Raw genomic sequence first — 20,563 nt, 5'->3', positions numbered from 1 at the left:
AGCTTGTGTTGAAATAGCCGCATATTCTACCCGTTCTACGCCTTCCCGCCAAACCACTGATGATACCAACGAGGTAAAACTTGATCCCTTAAGCCATAGATTTGCCAGCCGTCCGGGGAAAAAACAACCGTAATTTGCCCCTGATGCGGCGTATCGAACCATTGATAACTCTGATTTCGGTAGCGCTGAATCACTTTCGTTGATGGCATACGCCAGGCGTTATAGCGGGAAGCGGAAGCAAGCGCCGCCTTGCCACCAACGCTCCGCAGCAGGGCTATCCCTGACGAGGTATTACTGCCGTGGTGCGGAACCTGGATAAGTGTAGACGCAAGATGCTGCCAGTAGTGGCTAATCATCGCCAGCTCCGCCGGCGTTTCAATATCCCCGGTCAGCAGAATACTGTACTTCCCGTCATCAATTCGCACCACGCAAGAGCGATTGTTTCCCGTTTTTGTCGCGCCGGGCAGCGGCCAGAGCGCGCGGAAGGTTAAGCCTCGCCACTGCCAGGTTTCCCCGCGCCGGCACGCTAAATGACCAGCCCAGCCCAACGGACTTCGCACCTCTGTCTGCGGCCATGCTTTTAACACTGAGTTGAGCCCACCGCGGTGATCGAGATGCTCGTGGCTGAGAACGATCCCCTCCAACTGCAAATGATGCCAGCGTAACCAAGGGATAATAATCTGCTGGCCGCTGTCGCCATCAGGCCAGGCAAGCCCGGTGTCATAAAGAAACGCTGCGCCCTGACGTTCGATGACCACCGCCAGCCCCTGCCCTACGTCCAGCATAGTGGCTCGCCATTCGTCAACTGAGGCGCTTCGCCAGAACGGCCTGCTCAGCAGCACGAGGCAGGTTAAGCAAAATGCGGGCGCCGTCCGCCAGGCATGAAATCGCCAGACGATCAACGCCAGCCACGGCACTATGCTTATCCCAAGCCAGCGAGCGTCGAGCCCCAGCCAGCCGGGCGGCAGCTGGCGTAATAACCAGAATAAGGCAGCCAGGATCCTGTCCGCTGATTGCCAGACCGCCATCTCAATGATAGACGGCGCGCAGAGGTGTAAAAACATGGCAGCCAGGATCAACGGGACGACGACAAAGGTCACCAGAGGCACGGCGATAAAGTTGGCGACCACCGACGTTAAGCTTATACCGTGAAACAGAGCAATCTGTAGAGGAGCGAGCAGGAACATCAATCCGATCTGCAGGTGGCATAACGCCAGGCTTTGACGCAGTAGCCAGTTCTTTTTGCCGCCCGGCATCGGCGCCAGTTGATACAAAAAAATAAGCGCCGCTACGGCGAACGCGGAGAGCCAGAGGCTTTCGGATAACATCGCCAGCGGATCGGCAAACAGTATTGCGCCAATGCAGCAGACCCATAGCTGCCATGGCGACCAGCGTTTTCCGGATAGCCTTAGCGCGCAGCCCGCAGCCAGCGCAACGCAGGTGCGCAGCGCGGGCGGCTGCATGCCGGTCAGCCCGGCGTAAAATATCGCGCTCGCCAGGCCAACGAGCAGCGGCGCTCGCCAGCCAAGCCAGCGGCACGGGAGAAAGAATTGCGCGCCCCTGAGCAGCAACCAGCCCAGAGAAGCCCCCAGCGCGATATGTAAGCCAGAAATCGCCATCAGGTGCGATATGCCGGTTTCCTGCATCAGGGATTTTATCTCGCGCGGTATCGCCAGACGCTCCCCCTGCCTAACCCTAGCATCACCGATTGCCATGGCAACGCGGCCAGGGTGTGATTCAGCGAAGCCAGATAACGCGCTCGCAAACTGCAGTTCCGCTCCCGGATTTCAGCCGTGATAAAGCGCCCGGTTAACGGACGATGCTGCGATAATGCGTAGCGTTGGCTATCAAACCCACCATCATTGAGCTGACCGTGGACCGGACGCGCCCGCAGCGTCATGGCCCAAACCTGGCCTGCGCAGGGCGTTTCTGGCAGATAGTTGCCGTAGAGGCTAATCCCCGGAGCAGGAAACAGCCGCCGCCCATCCAGACGAATAATTTTGCCCTGATGCGTTGTCTGCCCGTCCGTTGCTGTCAGCTCAACTTCAACCCGCAGATTTCTGTCCGTTAACCTCTCTGTCGGCCATAGCGTCTGGCGGGCGCTGAGCACTCCCCAGACAAAAAACAGCGTTATCAATGCCGCGTATTGCGCAGGTCTGCATCGACATTGCGCAATGAGTAGAGCCAGGACCATTAACCCCCAGGTAACCCACCGCCCGGGCAGAATGGGCAACCAGAGCAGCGGCAGGATTGCGATAATCACGCAGCCCGCAAGTTGTGGTAAACGCATGAGCACCTCCCTGTCAGAGGGAGTGTTACGCTAAACAGGAAGGCTGTCTCTGAGGACGGCGAGAAACTGCATCGCGCTATCCAGAGAATTTACTTTTCTGGTGCAAAAGGACCTGGGTTTTGCGAGGTAGCTTCAAAGAGAGATTTAAAGGCATAAAAAAAGCACCCGAGGGTGCTTTTTTAACGTTTAAGTAGGTTGTCGCCAATCGGCGAAACTTACTCTTCGTAAATATTGGCGCGGTCACGTAATTCTTTGCCCGGCTTAAAGTGGGGAACGTATTTACCTTCCAGTTCCACTTTATCGCCAGTCTTTGGGTTACGCCCGGTGCGAGGTGCTCGATAATGCAGAGAGAAGCTGCCGAAACCGCGGATTTCAATACGCTCGCCTTGAGCAAGCGTTGAGGCCATATGCTCCAGCATTTCTTTAACAGCATCTTCCACTGCTTTCGCAGGAATGTGAGATTGCTGGCTGGCAAGTCTTTCTATCAATTCTGACTTGGTCATTATTCCTCCGGTTTCCTTCAAGGCAAAATTAGCTAACAGCTTAAACAAGGGCGGCCGTAGCCGCCCTTTGTGCTTGATTACAGGACGAATCCCGCAATCTGTCAAGTAAACTCGTCATAATTCAGGTTGTTGTAACCCGAAAGACTGAGATTACTCGCCTTTAGCTGCTTTGAAAGCTTCAGCCATTGCGTTGTTAGAGAAGTTTGCATCTTCCTGTTTGTTAACAGTTGCGATTGCATCTTTCTCATCAGCTTCGTCTTTCGCACGAACAGACAGGCTGATTGCGCGGTTTTTACGATCAACGCCGGTGAATTTAGCTTCAACGTCGTCGCCAACGCTCAGAACCAGAGTTGCATCTTCAACGCGGTCACGGGAAGCTTCAGAAGCGCGCAGGTAACCTTCAACGCCGTCAGCCAGCTCTACGGTTGCGCCTTTAGCGTCAACTGCAGTAACTTTACCGTTTACGATTGCGCCTTTCTTGTTCAGTGCAACCCAGTTGTTGAACGGATCTTCTGCGAGCTGTTTAACGCCCAGAGAGATACGCTCACGCTCTGCGTCAACCTGCAGAACAACTGCTGCGATTTCGTCGCCTTTTTTGTATTCACGAACTGCTTCTTCGCCTGCAACGTTCCAGGAGATGTCAGACAGGTGAACCAGGCCATCGATGCCGCCGTCCAGGCCGATGAAGATACCGAAGTCAGTGATAGACTTGATTTTACCTTCAACACGGTCGCCCTTGTTGTGGGTTTCCGCGAACTGCTGCCATGGGTTGTTTTTGCACTGCTTCAGGCCCAGAGAGATACGACGACGTTCTTCGTCGATATCCAGAACCATAACTTCCACTACATCGCCAACGTTAACAACTTTGGACGGGTGGATGTTTTTGTTGGTCCAGTCCATTTCGGAAACGTGAACCAGGCCTTCAACGCCTTCTTCGATTTCAACGAAGCAGCCGTAGTCGGTCAGGTTGGTCACGCGACCGGTCAGCTTGGTACCTTCCGGATAACGTTTAGCGATAGCTACCCACGGATCTTCGCCCAGCTGTTTCAGGCCCAGAGATACACGAGTACGTTCGCGGTCGAACTTCAGCACTTTAACAGTGATTTCATCGCCAACGTTTACGATTTCGCTCGGATGCTTAACGCGTTTCCATGCCATATCGGTAATGTGCAGCAGGCCGTCAACGCCGCCCAGATCAACGAATGCACCGTAGTCAGTGAGGTTCTTAACGATACCTTTAACTTCCATGCCTTCCTGCAGGTTTTCCAGCAGCTGATCGCGCTCTGCGCTGTTTTCGGATTCGATAACGGCACGACGAGAAACAACAACGTTGTTACGTTTCTGGTCCAGCTTGATGACTTTGAATTCAAGCTCTTTGCCTTCCAGGTGCAGCGTATCGCGCACCGGACGAACGTCTACCAGGGAGCCCGGCAGGAACGCACGAATACCATTCAGCTCAACAGTGAAGCCACCTTTAACTTTGCCGTTGATAATACCGACTACAGTTTCAGCGTCTTCGTAAGCTTTTTCCAGCGTGATCCAAGCTTCGTGACGTTTAGCTTTCTCACGGGACAGCAGGGTTTCACCGAAGCCGTCTTCTACTGCATCCAGAGCAACGTCAACTTCGTCACCAACCTGGATTTCCAGCTCGCCCTGGGCGTTTTTGAACTGCTCTGCCGGAATGGCAGACTCAGATTTCAGACCGGCGTCAACCAGTACTACGTCTTTGTCGATAGCAACAACAACACCACGAACGATGGAACCCGGACGGGTTTCGATTGTTTTTAAGGATTCTTCAAATAGTTGAGCAAAAGATTCAGTCATGTTTAATCTTCAGGTTTCATATTTAACGTCCACCTGGCTCCATGCCGGATGGGGTTGTTTAACATACCCGCTAACACTCCATTGCTGCGGGGGTACTGCTATAATTCGGAGGCTGTTGTGCTTTATCGATAAGACGATTAAGCGGAAGCCAGTTTTTCGCGCGCATAGTGTAGCGCTTTTTCAATCACTTGCTCAATGTTTAGTTCTGTTGAATCAAGAACTAAAGCATCGACAGCCGGGATCAGGGGCGCGACTGTACGATTGCGGTCGCGATCGTCGCGCTCTTTTATCTCGGATAAAAGGCGATCAAAGTTAACACTAAAGCCCTTCTCCTGCAACTGGAGCATGCGGCGATGAGCACGTTCCTCCGCGGAGGCGTCAAGGAAAATTTTCACTGGCGCATCAGGGAATACGACAGTTCCCATATCGCGCCCGTCGGCGATCAGGCCAGGCAATTCGCGGAAGGCCCGCTGACGACGCAGCAACGCTTCACGCACGCGCGGAAAGGCAGCCACTTTAGATGCCGTGTTGGCAACATCCTGCGTGCGAATTTCAGCGCTGACGTCCTCTCCCTCCAGCACCACTTCCAGGCTGCCGTCAGTGGAGACAAAACGAACATCCAGGTGCGCAGCCAGCGGCACCAGCGCCTCTTCGGATTCCACATCAACATGGTGATGCAGCGCAGCGAGAGCAAGCACGCGATAAATCGCCCCAGAATCGAGCAGATGCCAGCCCAGCGTTTCTGCCATTGCCTTGCATAACGTGCCTTTGCCCGCACCGCCAGGCCCATCAATGGTGATTACCGGAACTGTTGCCGTCATCTTTTTCTCCTTCAGCAAGGCGCATAAATATATAAACGCCGCGCATTATACGCATCTCTACGACGGAAAGTGAGTATTGCTTTTAAATTACGGATAAGTGGAAATCTAATGCGGAAGAATTGTGCAATTATAGCGGGCTGATGGAGTATCAGCCCGGAAGATAACGCAGTTTTACTTTTTATCTTCAGCGATACGGTCACGGATATGCTGCGCGCGTTCAGCTGAAGGCGGGTGTGAATCGAACAGAGATTTACTGTGGCCGGCGTCAAGGCTGGCCAGTTTGTCGAAGCTTCCCACCAGCCCCTGAGTGCTGATGTTGCGCTTTTTCAGCAGATCGTAGGAGAAATCATCAGCATCCGACTCTTGAGAGCGGGAGAAGGCAGAGTTAACCATCCCCTCAGCGATATCGCCCAGCTGCGATTTAGACAAGCTTGCAGCCGCTTCGCTGGTAGATGAAATTGCATCGCGCGCGGCAATAGTCGCATACGCGGTTTGCATCGCTTTGCGCGAATGTCCCAGCGCTACGTGGCCCAGCTCATGGCCCAGAACCGCTTCAACTTCATTATCGGTCATCATGTCCATCAGGCCGCTATAGACGCGAACGCAGCCGTTGGCCATTGCCCAGGCGTTGACGTCTGATGTCATGTAAACCTTATAGTTTACCGGGGTTCCATTGATATTATTTCCTAACGCTTTGGCAATTTTATTCAGGCGTTTGGTGTACTTACTTGAAGCGCCGGCCTTTTTATTTTCGCTATCCATTTGCTTACAGGCATCGTCGGAAAGCGTTTTGACTTCAGCGTCAGAAAGCGTTGCCGCTTTATAGGCCGTCATCCCTGAACTTACGAGGGCGTTGGCGTCCATCCCCTGCATATTTTTACAACCTGCCAACAACGTGGCGGAAACCGCTAAAGCCAGCATTAATTTTGTATTTTTCATATCAATCATCCATTGATTACCATAATAAATGCTTATAAATCCTGCATTTACAAGCAGCCAAGGCTAGCATTTAGATTCCCGCCCGACAAGCAGGCATAAAAAACGCCGACACGATGGTCGGCGTTTTTACCTTAAACGCGCGTTACTCAGGCCAGCGTACTGATTCGCGCCAGCTGCTCGAAGTAGTCCGGAAACGTTTTCGCCGTACACTTCGGGTCAAGGATGGTGACTGGCGTATCGGAAAGCGCCACTAGCGAGAAGCACATTGCCATACGATGGTCGTTATAGGTGCCGATCTCAGCAAACTGAAGCTTCGCAGGTGGAGTAATGCGGATGTAATCCTCCCCCTCTTCAACCTCTGCTCCCACTTTACGTAGCTCCGTGGCCATAGCAAACAGACGGTCAGTCTCTTTGACACGCCAGTTATAGATGTTGCGTAGAGTCGTGGTGCCTTTTGCAAACAGGGCTGCCGTGGCGATCGTCATCGCCGCATCCGGAATATGGTTCATATCCATATCGATGGCGTTCAGTTCACCATGAGTGCAGGCAATGTAGTCATCGCCCCAGGTGACGGTTGCGCCCATTTTTTCCAGCACATCGGCAAAACGGATATCGCCCTGTACGCTGTTACGGCCAATACCGGTGACCTTCACCGTACCGCCTTTGATCGCGCCAGCGGCGAGGAAGTAGGATGCCGAGGAGGCATCGCCTTCAACCAGGTAGTCGCCCGGCGAGCGGTAGTGTTGATTGCCACGCACGATAAAGCGCTGGTAAGACTGGTTTTCAACCTCAACGCCAAAGGTTTTCATCAGATGCAGCGTGATATCGATATAGGGTTTGGAAACCAGATCGCCTTTAATCGCGATGACGGTATCCTGAGGCGCCAGTGGGGCGGTCATCAGGAGCGCGGTCAGAAACTGGCTGGATACGCTGCCGTCCACTTCAACCTGGCCGCCGCTGAAACCGCCACGCAGACGCAGCGGCGGGTAGTTTTCCTGCTCCAGGTAATCAATCTGCGCCCCGCCCTGACGCAGCGCGTCAACCAGGTGGCCAATCGGCCGCTCTTTCATTCGCGGCTCGCCGGTCAGCACAATATCGTTACGGCCTAAACATAACGCAGCCGCCAGCGGACGCATCGCCGTTCCGGCATTACCGAGGAACAGTTCTAATGCTTCAGCCGCCTGCAGAGGGCCACCGTTGCCGATGACTTCACAGCGGGTACGATCGGAAGACAGGGTATAATGAACTCCCAGTGCGCTCAGGGCATTCAGCATGTGGCGTACATCGTCGCTATCCAGCAGGTTGGTCAGCACCGTAGTGCCACGGGCCAAAGCCGCCAGCAGCAAGGCACGATTAGAGACACTCTTGGACCCGGGCAGGTTAATCGTGCCATCTACGCGTGCGATGGGTTGTAACGTCAGGGATTCCATTAAACTCAACTCTCAAACAAACAGAATAAAAACCCCGCAGAGCGGCTGCGGGGATGAAAAACACGACAGCGATTAACCGTGACGGCGTTCGAAGTCCTGCATAAAGTCGGTCAGCGCCTTCACGCCCGCCAGCGGCATAGCGTTATAGATGGAAGCACGCATGCCGCCCACGACGCGGTGGCCCTTCAGCGCATGCAGACCGGCGGCAAATGACTCTTCGAGGAACAGTTTATCAAGCGCGCTGTCCGCCAGCTGGAACGGCACGTTCATGCGCGAGCGGTTCGCCGCAGCGACATCGTTGCGATAGAAACCGCTGTTATCGATGGTGCTGTAGAGCAGGTCGGCTTTCTGCTGGTTGATTTTATCCATAACGGCAACCCCGCCCTGCTCTTTCAGCCACTTAAACACCAGACCTGACAGGTACCAGGCAAATGTCGGCGGCGTGTTAAACATGGAGTCATTGGCGGAGAGAATGGAGTAATCCAGAATCGATGGACAGGCTACACTGGCTTTACCGAGCAGATCTTCGCGCACAATAATCAGCGTCAGTCCTGCAGGACCGATGTTTTTCTGCGCGCCCGCGTAGATCACGCCATAGCGGCTAACGTCAATTTCACGAGATAAAATCGTCGATGACAAATCCGCCGTGACGACCACATCGTCGCCAAAGTTTGGCGCTTCTTCAATGGCAATACCGTCAATGGTTTCGTTCGGGCAGTAGTGCAGGTAGGCAGCGCCCGGGGTCAGTTGCCACTCGCTCATCGGCTTAACCGCGCGCAGGCCGTCAACGGTGATTTTGGCGTCGATCACGTTCGGCGTGCAGTATTTATGCGCTTCTTTTACCGCGCTGGCCGCCCAGTAGCCGGCATCGACGTAGTCGGCAACGGTTTTATCGCCAAGCAGGTTCAGCGGGATACCAGCAAACTGTCCGCGACCGCCGCCGTGGCAGAATAAAACTTTATAATTGGAAGGAATATTGAGCAGGGAGCGAAAATCCTGTTCCGCTTCTTCAGCCACCTTAATGAACTCTTTACCACGGTGGCTGATTTCCATCACCGACGTCCCCAAACCGTTCCAGTCGCACAGTTCCTTTTGTGCCAGTTTGAGTACTTCCGCCGGCAGCATTGCCGGGCCTGAACTGAAGTTATAGACCTGAGCCATTTCCCCTCACCACTTGCTATGTTATTTACCCGCGAACCGTCGCGGGCATAAGTTATTCCTGTGGCTATCGGTTTTATCATTCAGTGACACACACCGCAATGGCTAAAACTGAGCGTCAGGGAAATGCGGTCTCGCTCACACAAAAGAATCTGCCAGCTTGACGTCATAAAACCGACATAATTGCTGTCAGGTGACTCTTTTTGCCCGGCTGACCTTCGACCATTCTGCATTTGCGCAGCGAGGGCATAATTGTTTATCCCCGGCTCGTAGCGTAAGGATTGCACTGCAGCGGACGCAGGCATACTCGTCGTCCCGGGGTATAGTGGTAAAACGCTCGGTAAAGCGAGAAGGAAGAATGGAGAGTCCGGCTTTAACATCATCATCCTCATAGAAATAGAGGCTGATCTGGCCGTTGGTTTCCAGAATAGCCAGCCGCACCTGCCCCAGTTGCTCAACCCCGCTGGTTCTTAGTTCCATAAAAAATTCAAATTCGGTCATGTTTTCCGCCTGCAGTTTCTCCCAGGCCAGCTCGCCGTTTTCCACAACAATAATCGGCTTACCTTCAAGCAGATCCTCCAGTTTTTCGCTATGCCCCATCAGCCACATAATCAATCGATACAACAGCGCCAGCGTGATAAAAACCGCCAGTACCGGCAGCATAGGGACGTCATCGTAAAATGCGACGTCGCCCGCGGCCGAACCGAGAGTCAAAATGATGAGGACTTCGAACAGAGACATCTGACGAACGCCCCGCCGCCCGGTTATCTTGAGAAAAATAAATACCAGTACGAAGGTGTAGAGGCTCCGTAATGCCACCTCGGCCAAAAATTCCACGGGCACTTTATCCAGTGCCATACGATGCCAGTCAAATGTCTTCATGATTAACGCCTGAACAGTTATTGAGTGACATAAGCATAGCCAGACGATGAAGATAGCACCCGTCATCTAAAACCCGTATCATTGCGCGCTTTACGTACGATAAAAGTGACTGCCATGACTCAAACATTTATACCCGGCAAAGATGCCGCCCTGGAAGATTCCATCGCTCGCTTCCAGCAGAAGTTGCTCGACCTCGGATTTGATATTGAAGAGGCCTCATGGCTCAACCCGGTACCGCACGTCTGGTCAGTGCATATCCGCGATAAAGAGTGCGCCCTGTGCTTCACCAACGGTAAAGGCGCCACCAAAAAAGCCGCGCTGGCCTCCGCGCTCGGTGAGTACTTTGAGCGCCTCTCAACTAACTATTTCTTTGCCGATTTCTGGCTGGGCGAGACCATCGCGAACGGCCCTTTCGTCCATTACCCTAATGAAAAATGGTTCCCGTTAACCGACGATGATGAAGTGCCGGAAGGCCTGCTGGATGCTCGCCTGCGCGCGTTCTATGATCCTGACGAGCAGTTAACCGCCAGTATGCTGGTCGATCTACAGTCTGGTAATGACGAGCGCGGCGTCTGCGGCCTGCCGTTCACCCGTCAGTCTGATGGTGAAACGGTCTATATTCCGATGAATATTGTCGGCAACCTGTACGTTTCTAACGGGATGTCCGCGGGCAACACCCGCAACGAAGCCCGCGTTCAGGGGCTTTCGGAAGTGTTTGAACGCCATATTAAGAACCGTATTATCGCCGAGAGCATCAGCCTGCCGGAGATCCCTGCGGAAGTGATGGCGCGCTATCCGGGCGTAGTAGAATCGATCAATAAGCTGGAGGCCGAAGGCTTCCCGATTTTCGCTTATGACGGTTCGCTCGGCGGCAAATATCCGGTTATCTGCGTCGTGCTTTTTAACCCGGCTAACGGCACCTGTTTCGCCTCTTTCGGCGCGCATCCCGATTTCGGCGTGGCGCTGGAGCGTACCGTTACCGAACTACTACAGGGCCGCAGCCTGAAAGATCTCGACGTCTTCACGCCGCCAACCTTCGATGATGAAGAAGTCGCCGAACATGCGAACCTTGAAACGCACTTTATCGACTCCAGCGGCCTGATCTCCTGGGATATGTTTAAACAGGATGCCGACTATCCGTTCGTGGACTGGAACTTCTCCGGGACCACGGATGAAGAGTTCGCCACTCTTATGGCTATCTTTAAACAAGAAGATAAAGAAGTTTACATCGCTGATTACGAACACCTGAGCGTCTACGCCTGCCGCATCATTGTCCCGGGCATGTCTGATATCTATCCGGCAGAAGACCTCTGGCTGGCGAATAACAGCATGGGCGCGCCTCTGCGGGAAACGATTCTTTCCCTGCCGGAAAGCGAGTGGGAAAAAGAGGATTATTTAGCGCTTATCGAACAAATGGACGATGAAGGCCTCGATGATTTCACCCGCGTGCGCGAACTGTTGGGTCTGGCGACCGGTAAAGACAACGGCTGGTATACCCTGCGCATTGGCGAGCTGAAAGCAATGCTGGCGCTGGCGGGCGGCGATCTCGAGCAGGCGTTGATCTGGACCGAGTGGACGATGGAGTTCAACGCCTCCATCTTTAGCGCCGAGCGCGCCAATTACTACCGCTGCCTGCAAACCCTGCTGCTGCTGAGCCAGGAAGAGGAGCGTCAGCCGCTGCAGTATCTGAACGCTTTTGTACGCATGTACGGCGCCGATGCCGTAGAAGCCGCCAGCGCCGCGCTGAGCGGAGAAGCGCCGTTCTATGGCCTGCAGGCAGTGGACAGCGATCTGCTTGCGTTCCCGGCTCATCAGTCGCTGCTGAAAGCTTACGAAAAGCTGCAGCGCGCAAAAGCAGCATTCTGGGGTAAATAAGCGCACTTTACCGCCGCAATAACCCTATGATGGGGGCCAGTAAAGGCCCCCGTTTTTTATGCTTTCCGCAACCCCAAAGCCAAGTTGTAGCCATAAAGTTAATTAGTAGTGAGAAATAATAAAATCCCACCGCAAATATTGTTAATTTTAATAAAAATACCCCATTTTAATTAACCGAAAAACGGGGGCAAAATGAAAATAATCAACATTATTTGTAAATTTTAAAATTTATTTTTCCATTAAAAAACAAAAAGTTAACTCAACAAATATGCAAATCCACACACTAAAAAGGCCTATAGTTCCGGTAGGATATGATCTACATCAAATTCCCTTCTATAATGCTTTGTTAGTATCTCACCGCCAACTTACATAAAGAGAGAGTTAGTGTGAAAGCTGACAACCCTTTTGATCTTTTACTCCCTGCTGCCATGGCGAAAGTCGCCGAAGAAGCAGGTGTCTATAAAGCGACAAAACATCCGATAAAGACGTTTTATCTGGCTATCACCGCAGGTGTCTTCATCTCTATCGCTTTTGTTTTCTATATTACCGCGACAACCGGCACGGCCGGGATGCCATTCGGGGTTGCCAAACTGATTGGAGGCATCTGCTTCTCACTGGGTTTGATTCTCTGCGTTATTTGCGGTGCCGACCTGTTTACCTCAACCGTTCTTATCGTTGTCGCGAAAGCCAGCGGAAGAATCACGTGGGGTCAACTGGCGAAAAACTGGCTCAACGTCTATGTTGGTAACCTGATTGGTTGCTTACTGTTTGTATTGCTGATGTGGCTTTCAGGCGAATATATGACTGCCAACGGTCAATGGGGACTTAACGTTCTGCAAACCGCCGACCACAAAATGCACCATACTTTTGTTGAAGCCGTGTGCCTGGGTATCCTGGCAAACCTGATGGTCTGCCTTGCGGTATGGATGAGCTACTCCGGCCGTAGCCTGATGGATAAAGCCATGATTATGGTTTTACCGGTGGCAATGTTTGTTGCCAGCGGGTTTGAGCACAGTATCGCGAACATGTTTATGATCCCGCTGGGTATCGTTATCCGCGACTTTGCAAGCCCGGAATTCTGGACCGCAGTTGGTTCAACTCCGGAAAGTTTTTCTCACCTGACCGTCATGAACTTCATCACTGATAACCTGATTCCGGTAACTATCGGGAACATCATCGGCGGTGGTCTGCTGGTTGGGTTGACATACTGGGTCATTTACCTGCGTGGCGACGACCATCACTAAGGGTTGTTTCAGGCAGTAAATAAAAAATCCACTTAAGAAGGTAGGTGTTACATGTCCGAGCTTAATGAAAAGTTAGCCACAGCCTGGGAAGGTTTTGCGAAAGGTGACTGGCAGAACGAAGTCAACGTCCGCGACTTCATCCAGAAAAACTATACCCCGTACGAAGGTGACGAGTCCTTCCTGGCTGGCGCAACTGACGCGACCACCAAGCTGTGGGACACCGTAATGGAAGGCGTTAAACAGGAAAACCGCACTCACGCGCCTGTTGATTTTGATACTTCCCTTGCATCCACCATCACTTCTCATGACGCTGGCTACATCGAGAAAGGTCTCGAGAAAATCGTTGGTCTGCAGACTGAAGCTCCGCTGAAACGCGCGATTATCCCGTTCGGCGGCATCAAAATGGTAGAAGGTTCCTGCAAAGCGTACGATCGCGAGCTGGACCCGATGCTGAAGAAAATCTTCACTGAATACCGTAAAACTCACAACCAGGGCGTGTTTGACGTTTACACCAAAGACATCCTGAACTGCCGTAAATCTGGTGTTCTGACCGGTCTGCCGGATGCCTATGGCCGTGGTCGTATCATCGGTGACTACCGTCGCGTTGCGCTGTACGGTATCGACTTCCTGATGAAAGACAAATACGCTCAGTTCGTTTCTCTGCAAGAGAAACTGGAAAACGGCGAAGATCTGGAAGCAACCATCCGTCTGCGCGAAGAAATCTCTGAACAGCACCGCGCGCTGGGTCAGATCAAAGAAATGGCGGCTAAATATGGCTGCGATATCTCTGGTCCTGCTACCACCGCTCAGGAAGCTATCCAGTGGACCTACTTCGGTTACCTGGCTGCCGTAAAATCTCAGAACGGCGCGGCAATGTCCTTCGGTCGTACCTCCAGCTTCCTGGACATCTTCATCGAACGTGACCTGAAAGCCGGTAAAATCACCGAGCAAGACGCACAGGAAATGATTGACCACTTGGTCATGAAACTGCGTATGGTTCGTTTCCTGCGTACCCCTGAATACGATGAACTGTTCTCTGGCGACCCGATCTGGGCAACAGAATCTATCGGCGGTATGGGCGTTGACGGCCGTACTCTGGTCACCAAAAACAGCTTCCGTTTCCTGAACACCCTGTACACCATGGGGCCGTCTCCGGAGCCGAACATCACCATTCTGTGGTCTGAAAAACTGCCGCTGAGCTTCAAAAAATACGCCGCGAAAGTGTCCATCGATACCTCTTCTCTGCAGTACGAGAACGATGACCTGATGCGTCCTGACTTCAACAACGATGACTACGCTATCGCTTGCTGCGTAAGCCCGATGGTTGTTGGTAAGCAAATGCAGTTCTTCGGCGCGCGTGCTAACCTGGCGAAAACCATGCTGTACGCAATCAACGGCGGCGTTGATGAAAAACTGAAAATGCAGGTTGGTCCTAAATCTGAACCGATCAAAGGCGACGTTCTGAACTTCGACGAAGTGATGGACCGCATGGATCACTTCATGGACTGGCTGGCTAAACAGTACGTCACTGCGCTGAACATCATCCACTACATGCACGACAAGTACAGCTACGAAGCTTCCCTGATGGCGCTGCACGACCGTGATGTTATCCGCACCATGGCATGTGGTATCGCAGGTCTGTCCGTTGCGGCTGACTCCCTGTCTGCAATCAAATATGCGAAAGTCAAACCGATTCGTGACGAAAACGGTCTGGCTGTCGACTTCGAAATCGAAGGCGAATACCCGCAGTTTGGTAACAACGACTCTCGCGTCGATGATATGGCCGTTGACCTGGTTGAACGTTTCATGAAGAAAATTCAGAAACTGCACACCTACCGCAACGCTATCCCGACTCAGTCCGTTCTGACCATCACCTCTAACGTTGTGTATGGTAAGAAAACCGGTAACACCCCTGACGGTCGTCGCGCTGGCGCTCCGTTCGGACCAGGTGCTAACCCGATGCACGGCCGTGACCAGAAAGGCGCTGTTGCCTCTCTGACCTCCGTTGCAAAACTGCCGTTTGCTTACGCGAAAGATGGTATTTCTTACACCTTCTCTATCGTGCCGAACGCGCTGGGTAAAGACGACGAAGTTCGTAAAACTAACCTCGCCGGCCTGATGGATGGTTACTTCCACCACGAAGCGTCCATCGAAGGCGGTCAGCATCTGAACGTCAACGTTATGAACCGCGAAATGCTGCTCGACGCGATGGAAAACCCGGAAAAATATCCGCAGCTGACCATCCGCGTATCCGGCTACGCAGTACGTTTTAACTCCCTGACTAAAGAACAGCAGCAGGACGTTATTACTCGTACCTTCACTCAGACCATGTAATGGTATTGACTGAAATCGTACAGTAAAAAGCGTACAATAAAGGCTCCACGCAAGTGGGGCCTTTTTAGCAATATCATCCTGCCCCAGTCTCTTTTGTCTGCTGTCTATACTTTATGGATAACAGCCAAAACAGACTCGACATAGCCTTTGAGCTGTGCATCTACATAGGCCCCGGATGGGCCAAATTCGGAGATATCACCGCAATGTCAACAATTGGTCGCATTCACTCCTTTGAATCCTGTGGCACCGTCGATGGCCCGGGGATTCGCTTTATCACCTTCTTCCAGGGCTGCCTGATGCGCTGCCTCTATTGCCACAACCGCGATACCTGGGATACCCACGGCGGCAAAGAGATTACCGTTGAAGAGCTGATGAAAGAGGTGGTGACCTATCGCCACTTTATGAACGCTTCCGGCGGCGGCGTGACGGCATCCGGCGGCGAGGCTATCCTGCAGGCCGAATTTGTTCGCGACTGGTTCCGCGCCTGTAAGAAAGAAGGTATTCATACCTGTCTCGATACCAACGGCTTTGTGCGCCGCTACGATCCGGTTATTGATGAACTGCTGGAGGTCACCGACCTGGTGATGCTCGATCTCAAGCAAATGAATGATGAGATTCACCAGAACCTGGTCGGCGTCTCTAATCATCGGACGCTGGAGTTTGCCCGCTATCTGTCAAACAAAAACATCAACGTCTGGATCCGCTACGTTGTGGTTCCGGGCTGGTCCGACGACGACGATTCCGCACATCGCCTGGGCGAGTTTACCCGTGACATGGGCAACGTCGAGAAGATCGAACTGCTGCCGTACCACGAGCTGGGCAAGCACAAATGGGTAGCCATGGGCGAAGAGTACAAGCTGGACGGCGTCCATCCGCCGAAGAAAGAGACCATGGAACGCGTGAAGGGCATTCTGGAACAGTACGGTCATAAAGTGATGTACTAAAACCCCCGCCCGGTAGAGATTGCGCTACCGGGTGTTTCCCCAACAAAATCAGCGTCAGGACATAAAATATTCCGACAGCTTATTCGCCACGCTCTCAATCGAGAAAATGCGCTTCTGATGCGCTTTTCGGTATTCCGCATAGCGTTCATCCTGCTCTTCCAGCGCGCTGAGGATCCGGTCGGCCACCATCATTGCGCCGGCGATTTCCGCAAACCCCGACTCCCCTTCCCCCTGTAAAGCCACCGCCGCCTGAAGATTCCAGTCAGATAAACGGGCCAGCGGCGCAAACGTCCCGCGGGTCAGCGACAAAATTTTAACGCCCTGCTGCTTTGCCAGCGACAGGGCCTGCATCATATCCGCCGATGCCTGTTCGCTGTGAACGACGATGATGCCGGTTTTTTGACTGTCAGCCAGCAGCGGCATCGCCGCCGGATAGGAGCGATCGATAAAGCTGGCCGCCTTACCCATATTGATTAAATTCATCTGCAGGAATAACGCCACCGGCACCGCCGTGCCCACGGCATAGATAGCAATGCTGTTCAGGGAGTTAAGCCAGTCAGCCGCGGCTTTCAGCTCCTGGCTATCGACAATGGCATTACTGTCGCGAATGCTCGCCAGCACCGGCGCAATCTCTTCGCTCTCGTTGCTAGCGCTGTCTTCCGAGCGCGCGGCGCCCTGCTCCATCGCCAGCGCCGTTCTGAAATCCGAGAAACCTTTAAAACCAAAGGCCCGACAAAAACGGGTGATGCTCCCCTCACTGGTATCAATGGAGTCGGCCAGTTCTGAAATCGTGTGACGCATCACAAAGTCAGGATTTTCCGTGATAAAACGGCCCACTTTCTCCAGTATCGGGCTTAGCCCTGAAGCTCCATTTCTTATGCTAATCAACAAGTTATTGTCTATATGGCTCATTTTTTGCCCTATTTGCTCAAAATGCAATCACAATCACATCTTTCGGCCTGCGGTAAAGATAATAATTATTATCTCACACAAATAAATAAAAATAATTATTTTTACACGCAGGAGAACATCGAATGAAAGGTCTCATAGTCTGTCGTACCGGTATGGGCAGCTCCTTAATGCTCAAAATCAAAGCCCAAAAAATCATCGACAAACACGGCTGGGATATCGAGCTGGAACATGACGTCCTCTCAGGCTTACGCACCTGGCGAGATATTGATTTTGTCATCACTATGCGCGATCTCACCGACGAAGTCGAAGCCGCCGGATTCAGAGCGGTCGGCATCACCGACCTGATGAACAGTGAAGAGATGGAGTCTGCGCTCACCGACATCGTTCAAAGCAACTAACCTCTCCCGGAGGCAATATGGATTTCCTCAGATTTATTGTATTCGACATTCTGGGCGTAACCCCACTTTTAGTTGGCTTTATTGCATTAATCGGCCTGTTAATCCAACGCAAGCCGATTGAAAAAGTCCTTTCCGGCACCTTCAAAACCATCGTCGGCTTTCTGGTTTTTGCCGGCGGCGCCGGTCTGGCGGTCACTTCCCTGGGTAACTTTCAGACCTTATTCAGCGATGGATTTGGCCTGAAGGGCGTCATGCCGCTGGCAGAAGCGCTAACCGGACTGGCGCAAACCAAATTCGCCATGTGCGTGTCGCTGATCATGGTGATTGGTTTTGGCTGGAACCTGTTTTTTGCCCGCGTGACGCCGTTTAAATACATCTTTCTTACCGGGCAACATAATCTTTATCTCTCCGCGCTGCTTACCGTAACGCTGAAGGCGCTGGGCTACAGCGACATGACGACCATCATTGTCGGCTCCATACTGCTGGGTCTCGCCGCCTGCCTCTATCCGGCTATTGCGCAGCCGTGGATGCGAAAAATTACCGGTAACGATGAGATCGCGATGGGGCATTACGTCACCCTGGCCTACGCCGCATCCGGCTGGATCGGCTCAAAAGTCGGCGACCCTAAACAGTCTACCGAAAAGCTGAATCTCCCCGGCTGGCTGGGGATCTTTAAAGACTACATCGTCTCGGTGTCGATCTCGGTAAGCATTTTCTATTACATCGCCGCGCTCGCCGCCGGGAAAGCCGCGGTCACCGCTGCGGCCGGCGGGATGCACTGGCTGGTTTACCCGCTCTTTCAGTCGCTGACCTTTACCGCCTCGCTGTACATCATTATTACCGGCGTACGCCTGCTGCTGTCAGAAATTGTTCCGGCCTTCCTTGGCATCTCGGAAAAGTTTATCCCTAACGCCAAACCCGCGCTCGATTGTCCGGTGGTATTTCCCTACGCCCCGACCGCCACGGTGCTGGGGTTTATCTCTTCGTTTATCGGCGGGCTGGTGGTGATGGGCTTTCTGGCGATCCTTGGCCAGACCGTGATTATCCCGGTAGCCATCCCCTACTTCTTCATTGGTGCGACCGCAGCGGTGTTTGGCAATGCCTCCGGCGGCTGGAAAGGCGCGATTGCCGGGAGCTTCATCACCGGGATCCTGATTGGCATCGGCCCGGCGCTGATTTACCCGATTATGGAATCCGTCGGTCTTTCAGGCACCAGCTTCCCGGAAACCGACTTCGTCGCTCTGGGTCTGGTCGTGTACTACATCGGTAAAATGCTGCCCTAAGAAGGAATGAACATGAACATTGATGAACTGAAATCCCACGCGCTTGCCGCCCGCCGCGAGATCGTCACCATGATTTACGAGTCCGGAATTGGTCATCCGGGCGGGGCGTTATCGATAATCGACATTCTAACCTGGCTCTATTACCAGGAAGTCGATCTGGCCGCCTCCCCCCGCTCGCGCGTGGTGATGAGTAAAGGCCACGCTGTCGCCGCGCAGTACGCCATGCTGTATCAAAAAGGGAAGATCGATCGTAGCGAGTTCTCTACGTTCCGGCAGATCAACTCGCGCCTGCAGGGGCACCCGAGCATTAAGTCACTGCCGGAAGTCGATGCGACAACCGGACTGTTGGGTCAGGGGCTGTCGATTGCTTTTGGTATGGCGGCCGCCAAAAGGCGGCGCAACGATCCGCACCGGGTATTTGCCATCGTGGGCGATGGTGAAATGCATGAAGGCCAAATCTGGGAGACCCTACAGCAGGCCGGGCATATGAAAATGGATAACCTGGTCGCCATCATCGATTACAACGGCTTCTCTTCCCACGATCCGGTCAATGAAGTCGTTAACCTCGAGCCGCTGGCGGACAAAATCCGCAGCTTTGGCTGGCATGTACTGGAACTGCACAACGGCAATGATATGGATCAGGTTGCCGATACCCTGATGCTATCCCGCCACCTGAAAGGTAAACCTGTCGCCATTGTAGCGCGCACCACCAAAGGTTCCGGCGTCAGCTATATGGAAAACAACGGCGACTGGCACTCAAAAACCCCGAGCAAAGAACAATTTCAGCAGGCGATGGAGGAGTTACAGTGATGAAAGCACCCCGTGATGAGATCGGGCATGCCCTGATTGCGCTAAAAGAAAAGGGCTATCCCGTTGTTGTTATCGACAGCGATTTAGCCAGCTCTACCCGTACCGACCAGTTTCAGGCCGTCTATCCTGAGGCCTTTTTCGAAATGGGCATTGCGGAAGGTTCCGCCATGAGCTTCGCGGTCGGCCAGGCACTAGAGGGCTTTATGCCCTTCTACGTCAACTTTGCCATGTTCGTAACCGGTACCGCCTGGACCCAGCTGCGGCAGGCGTGCTATGCCAAAGCCAATATTAAACTCGTCGGTAGCCACCCCGGTATGGACGATGGCCCGGATGGCGCTTCACACCATGCGCTGGAGGATTTAGCGCTGACCCGCATCCTTCCGGGGTTAACCGTCCTGACCCCGGCAGATGCGGAAGAAATCGCCGAAGCCTTTGAGCAAGCGGCCAAAATAAAGGGACCCGTTTATATTCGCGTGGCGCGCGAGCCGATGCCGATTCGCGATAAAAGCGTCGTTCCGCGGGTCAGCGATATCGCCGCCATCGCCGATAGCGGCGCCGATTTCGCGATTCTGTTTGAAGGGACGGTGCTGGAGCAGGCTACCGATGGCTATGAAAAGCTGCTTGCCAGTGGCAAAAAGGGCAAGCTTATCCACGTTGCAACCCTCAAGCCCTTTAACGAGCAGGCATTTTATCAGCTGGTTGAAGGCTGCCCGCTTATCGCTACGCTTGAAAATCACACGGTAAACGGCGGTCTCGGCGGACTGATCGCGGAAACCCTGGCGCAGAAGGCGCATCCGGCCCGCCTCACTCGGTTGGGAACGCCGGACACATTTACCGAGTCGGGTAATAGCAGGCAGCTAAAAGCGAAATACGGCATCTCAGGAGAAGCGTTATTTGCCGCTCTACGCTAACCACC

General features: G+C 53.2%; 16 protein-coding genes and 1 pseudogene. 8 read left to right on the top strand and 9 right to left on the bottom strand.

The window, feature by feature from the left end:
- Positions 1 to 35: 35 nt before the first annotated feature.
- The 8 genes and pseudogenes from KCG39_RS00615 to KCG39_RS00580 form a co-directional block, all read right to left on the bottom strand.
- Positions 36 to 2,290 (bottom strand): annotated as a pseudogene (locus KCG39_RS00615) (ComEC family protein).
- Positions 2,291 to 2,505: 215 nt separating this feature from the next.
- Positions 2,506 to 2,793 carry an integration host factor subunit beta gene (gene ihfB, locus KCG39_RS00610; RefSeq protein ID WP_004100704.1) on the bottom strand — a complete coding sequence of 96 codons (288 nt, stop codon included), beginning with the start codon at positions 2,791 to 2,793 and terminating at the stop codon, positions 2,506 to 2,508.
- Positions 2,794 to 2,943: 150 nt separating this feature from the next.
- Positions 2,944 to 4,617: a 30S ribosomal protein S1 gene (rpsA, locus tag KCG39_RS00605; protein WP_004100702.1), complete on the bottom strand. Its 1,674-nt coding sequence runs from the start codon at positions 4,615 to 4,617 to the stop codon at positions 2,944 to 2,946.
- A gap of 137 nt (positions 4,618 to 4,754) precedes the next feature.
- Positions 4,755 to 5,438 (bottom strand): (d)CMP kinase, encoded by a 684-nt coding sequence (gene cmk, locus KCG39_RS00600; protein ID WP_004130946.1) that lies wholly within the window; start codon positions 5,436 to 5,438, stop codon positions 4,755 to 4,757.
- A 171-nt stretch (positions 5,439 to 5,609) separates the two neighbouring features.
- Positions 5,610 to 6,377 carry a metalloprotease LoiP gene (gene loiP, locus KCG39_RS00595; protein ID WP_004130944.1) on the bottom strand — a complete coding sequence of 256 codons (768 nt, stop codon included), beginning with the start codon at positions 6,375 to 6,377 and terminating at the stop codon, positions 5,610 to 5,612.
- Between the two features lie 146 nt (positions 6,378 to 6,523).
- Positions 6,524 to 7,807: a 3-phosphoshikimate 1-carboxyvinyltransferase gene (gene aroA, locus KCG39_RS00590; protein WP_004130942.1), complete on the bottom strand. Its 1,284-nt coding sequence runs from the start codon at positions 7,805 to 7,807 to the stop codon at positions 6,524 to 6,526.
- A 72-nt stretch (positions 7,808 to 7,879) separates the two neighbouring features.
- Positions 7,880 to 8,968, bottom strand: coding sequence for a 3-phosphoserine/phosphohydroxythreonine transaminase (gene serC / locus KCG39_RS00585; RefSeq protein WP_004130941.1), 1,089 nt, complete (start codon positions 8,966 to 8,968; stop codon positions 7,880 to 7,882).
- A gap of 186 nt (positions 8,969 to 9,154) precedes the next feature.
- Positions 9,155 to 9,847, bottom strand: a complete 693-nt coding sequence (locus KCG39_RS00580) for a DUF421 domain-containing protein (RefSeq protein ID WP_004130939.1) — start codon at positions 9,845 to 9,847, stop codon at positions 9,155 to 9,157.
- 114 nt (positions 9,848 to 9,961) lie between these two features.
- On the opposite strand from KCG39_RS00580, the gene ycaO reads away from it, so the two are divergent.
- From ycaO to pflA, 4 genes are all read left to right on the top strand, one after another.
- On the top strand, positions 9,962 to 11,722 hold the full coding sequence (gene ycaO / locus KCG39_RS00575; RefSeq protein WP_087830093.1) for a 30S ribosomal protein S12 methylthiotransferase accessory factor YcaO: 1,761 nt from the start codon (positions 9,962 to 9,964) through the stop codon (positions 11,720 to 11,722).
- 386 nt (positions 11,723 to 12,108) lie between these two features.
- The gene (gene focA / locus KCG39_RS00570; RefSeq protein ID WP_004849465.1) at positions 12,109 to 12,966 is read left to right on the top strand and encodes a formate transporter FocA; all 858 of its coding nucleotides are present in this window, start codon (positions 12,109 to 12,111) and stop codon (positions 12,964 to 12,966) included.
- 51 nt (positions 12,967 to 13,017) lie between these two features.
- Positions 13,018 to 15,300 carry a formate C-acetyltransferase gene (gene pflB / locus KCG39_RS00565; RefSeq protein ID WP_004130933.1) on the top strand — a complete coding sequence of 761 codons (2,283 nt, stop codon included), beginning with the start codon at positions 13,018 to 13,020 and terminating at the stop codon, positions 15,298 to 15,300.
- Between the two features lie 203 nt (positions 15,301 to 15,503).
- Entirely contained in the window at positions 15,504 to 16,244 is a 741-nt protein-coding gene (gene pflA / locus KCG39_RS00560) for a pyruvate formate lyase 1-activating protein (RefSeq protein WP_004871674.1), read from the top strand.
- Between the two features lie 54 nt (positions 16,245 to 16,298).
- Here the strand turns inward: pflA and KCG39_RS00555 are convergent, their stop codons facing one another.
- Entirely contained in the window at positions 16,299 to 17,156 is an 858-nt protein-coding gene (locus KCG39_RS00555) for a MurR/RpiR family transcriptional regulator (protein WP_142467769.1), read from the bottom strand.
- Between the two features lie 122 nt (positions 17,157 to 17,278).
- Here KCG39_RS00555 and KCG39_RS00550 point away from each other — a divergent pair, with 122 nt between their 5' ends.
- The 4 genes from KCG39_RS00550 to KCG39_RS00535 are packed head-to-tail and all read left to right on the top strand — an operon-like array spanning position 17,279 to position 20,558.
- Complete coding sequence (locus tag KCG39_RS00550) at positions 17,279 to 17,554, top strand: PTS sugar transporter subunit IIB (RefSeq protein ID WP_004100672.1); 276 nt, start codon at positions 17,279 to 17,281, stop codon at positions 17,552 to 17,554.
- A 17-nt stretch (positions 17,555 to 17,571) separates the two neighbouring features.
- A complete protein-coding gene (locus KCG39_RS00545) occupies positions 17,572 to 18,837 on the top strand; it encodes a PTS ascorbate transporter subunit IIC (RefSeq protein WP_004130928.1) in 1,266 nt (421 codons plus the stop codon).
- Between the two features lie 12 nt (positions 18,838 to 18,849).
- On the top strand, positions 18,850 to 19,647 hold the full coding sequence (locus KCG39_RS00540) for a transketolase (protein ID WP_142467770.1): 798 nt from the start codon (positions 18,850 to 18,852) through the stop codon (positions 19,645 to 19,647).
- A complete protein-coding gene (locus KCG39_RS00535; protein ID WP_004130924.1) occupies positions 19,647 to 20,558 on the top strand; it encodes a transketolase family protein in 912 nt (303 codons plus the stop codon). Before KCG39_RS00540 ends, KCG39_RS00535 begins: the two co-directional genes overlap by 1 nt.
- Positions 20,559 to 20,563: the final 5 nt, after the last annotated feature.

Origin of the sequence: Klebsiella pasteurii, assembly GCF_018139045.1 — a bacterium.
Classification (GTDB): Bacteria; Pseudomonadota; Gammaproteobacteria; order Enterobacterales; family Enterobacteriaceae; genus Klebsiella; species Klebsiella grimontii.
Note: the sequence above shows the minus strand (reverse complement) of the source record. Positions and strands in the feature narration are given on the sequence as shown.

Bases quoted from the DNA above. Each gene is read 5' to 3' on its own strand.
- ihfB (WP_004100704.1), bottom strand. From the start codon at position 2,793: ATGACCAAGTCAGAATTGATAGAAAGACTTGCCAGCCAGCAATCTCAC.
- rpsA (WP_004100702.1), bottom strand. From the start codon at position 4,617: ATGACTGAATCTTTTGCTCAACTATTTGAAGAATCCTTAAAAACAATC.
- cmk (WP_004130946.1), bottom strand. From the start codon at position 5,438: ATGACGGCAACAGTTCCGGTAATCACCATTGATGGGCCTGGCGGTGCG.
- loiP (WP_004130944.1), bottom strand. From the start codon at position 6,377: ATGAAAAATACAAAATTAATGCTGGCTTTAGCGGTTTCCGCCACGTTG.
- aroA (WP_004130942.1), bottom strand. From the start codon at position 7,807: ATGGAATCCCTGACGTTACAACCCATCGCACGCGTAGATGGCACGATT.
- serC (WP_004130941.1), bottom strand. From the start codon at position 8,968: ATGGCTCAGGTCTATAACTTCAGTTCAGGCCCGGCAATGCTGCCGGCG.
- KCG39_RS00580 (WP_004130939.1), bottom strand. From the start codon at position 9,847: ATGAAGACATTTGACTGGCATCGTATGGCACTGGATAAAGTGCCCGTG.
- ycaO (WP_087830093.1), top strand. From the start codon at position 9,962: ATGACTCAAACATTTATACCCGGCAAAGATGCCGCCCTGGAAGATTCC.
- pflB (WP_004130933.1), top strand. From the start codon at position 13,018: ATGTCCGAGCTTAATGAAAAGTTAGCCACAGCCTGGGAAGGTTTTGCG.
- pflA (WP_004871674.1), top strand. From the start codon at position 15,504: ATGTCAACAATTGGTCGCATTCACTCCTTTGAATCCTGTGGCACCGTC.
- KCG39_RS00555 (WP_142467769.1), bottom strand. From the start codon at position 17,156: ATGAGCCATATAGACAATAACTTGTTGATTAGCATAAGAAATGGAGCT.
- KCG39_RS00550 (WP_004100672.1), top strand. From the start codon at position 17,279: ATGAAAGGTCTCATAGTCTGTCGTACCGGTATGGGCAGCTCCTTAATG.
- KCG39_RS00545 (WP_004130928.1), top strand. From the start codon at position 17,572: ATGGATTTCCTCAGATTTATTGTATTCGACATTCTGGGCGTAACCCCA.
- KCG39_RS00540 (WP_142467770.1), top strand. From the start codon at position 18,850: ATGAACATTGATGAACTGAAATCCCACGCGCTTGCCGCCCGCCGCGAG.
- KCG39_RS00535 (WP_004130924.1), top strand. From the start codon at position 19,647: ATGAAAGCACCCCGTGATGAGATCGGGCATGCCCTGATTGCGCTAAAA.